Origin of the sequence: Paenarthrobacter sp. CM16, from assembly GCF_013179505.1 — a bacterium.
In the GTDB taxonomy this organism is placed as follows: Bacteria; Actinomycetota; Actinomycetes; order Actinomycetales; family Micrococcaceae; genus Arthrobacter.
Window position 1 is genome coordinate 1 of the sequence record NZ_JABMCX010000508.1, and the last position, 1,658, is coordinate 1,658.

Sequence of the window (1,658 nt, forward strand, 5' to 3'; positions counted from 1 at the left end):
CCACCGAATGGTAGCCGTCCGGGCGCAGCGGGCCCACGCTCAGGGAGACGTTGACCTTACCCGGGGCTTTGACGCGAACTGTGCGGGCATGGAAGCGATCCCCCACGAACGGGAGGCTGCTTGGCTTTCGGTTACCGGGGGTCATGCGTCCACGGGGTGGCGGGCTTCGGCGATCTTGACGTAGGCATGGATGTCCAACACCTCGCCGCGCGCAGTCGGATCCACACCGGCGGCAACCAGGCATCGCTCCGCTTCCGCGGCGCTTCCGGCCCAACCGGCAAGGGCGGCACGGAGGGTCTTGCGCCGCTGGGCAAATGCGGCATCAATGACGGCGAAAACCTGTTCACGGGTGGCGTGCGTCTTGGGCGGGTCATGGCGGGTAAACGCGACGAGCCCTGAATGGATCTTCGGCGCAGGCCAGAACACATTCATCCCGATAACGCCGGCTTTGCGCATGTGCCCGTACCAGGCTGCCTTCACCGATGGAACACCGTAGATCTTGGACCCAGGAGTTGCGGCCAGCCTGTCGGCTACCTCGTCCTGGACCATCACCAGGCCGTGCTGCAGGCTCGGGAAGTGCTGCAGCAGGTGGAGCACCACCGGCACGGCAACGTTGTAAGGCAGGTTGGCAACCAGTGCCGTGGGCGGCACGGGGAGTTCGGTGACCTTCATGGCGTCGGACAGCACCAGGTGGAAGTTCTCTTCCGCCCCGGGCCGCCACGCGCGTACAGTGGCCGGCAGCTTTTCCGCCAACACGGGGTCGATCTCCACGGCCACAACGGTCTTGGCTGCGTCCAGCAACCCGAGGGTCAGCGAACCAAGCCCCGGGCCCACTTCCAGCACGGTCTCATCGGAGTCGATGTTGGCGGCTGCCACGATCCTGCGGATGGTGTTGCCGTCGATCACAAAGTTCTGCCCCAGGGTCTTCGTGGGGCGTACACCGATTTCCTCGGCAAGCCGTCGGATGTCTGTGGCGCCCAGCAAAGGCGCGACGGCGGCGGGTTCGGAATTCGGTTCAGTCACCTAGGTATCGTATCGCCTGTGGAGGGTCAGGCTGCGTGCGCGCAGCCCCAGTCGCGGAGGCCGTTCTTGGCGTAGAGGCGGTTGGCGATATCGATCTGCTGCGCCTTGGTGGCCAGGCTGGCGTTGGGAGCGTACGCTCCGCCGCCGTTGGCAAGCCACGTGGGGCTGGAGAACTGAAGGCCGCCGTAGTAGCCGTTACCAGTGTTGATGGACCAGTTTCCACCGGACTCGCACTGGGCAATCCGATCCCACATGGCTTCGTTGGGAGCACCGGTGGGGCCGCTGGAGGCAGCAGCCGCGGCCTTGGCCGGAGTGGCTACGGGGCGTGCTTTGGTGCCAACGCTGACCTTCTCAGTGACCGGCTTGGTGGTGACATTGCTGGATACGAGGGCGCGTGAGGCTTCGCGTCCATCAACGAGGACCAGCTTGAAAGTCTTGACCAGCGCACCGGCTACGCCTGCTTGGGTAATCTTTTCTTCGCCCTTGTAGAGTTCAGCGGACTCGGTCTTGACGCTTTCGAAGGGCACTTCCTCGGTGGCTTCGGCGGTCTTGCTGGTGTCGACGCGGGAGACCTTGATCACCATGTCCTGAACGATGGGCGCGTTGCCGGGCTGGGAGATGCGGTCGTTGGCGCC

Annotated in this window: 2 protein-coding genes and 1 pseudogene; all 3 read right to left on the minus strand. The window is 64.8% G+C overall.

The window, feature by feature from the left end; translation table 11 throughout:
• Positions 1 to 145 (minus strand): annotated as a pseudogene (locus HP499_RS25335) (4-(cytidine 5'-diphospho)-2-C-methyl-D-erythritol kinase); the annotation flags it as partial.
• Positions 142 to 1,023 carry a 16S rRNA (adenine(1518)-N(6)/adenine(1519)-N(6))-dimethyltransferase RsmA gene (gene rsmA, locus HP499_RS23965; protein ID WP_172326527.1) on the minus strand — a complete coding sequence of 294 codons (882 nt, stop codon included), beginning with the start codon at positions 1,021 to 1,023 and terminating at the stop codon, positions 142 to 144. The gene rsmA and the pseudogene HP499_RS25335, both read right to left, overlap by 4 nt.
• A gap of 26 nt (positions 1,024 to 1,049) precedes the next feature.
• The coding region (locus HP499_RS23970; protein ID WP_172326528.1) for a resuscitation-promoting factor at positions 1,050 to 1,658 on the minus strand (609 nt) is incomplete at its 5' end.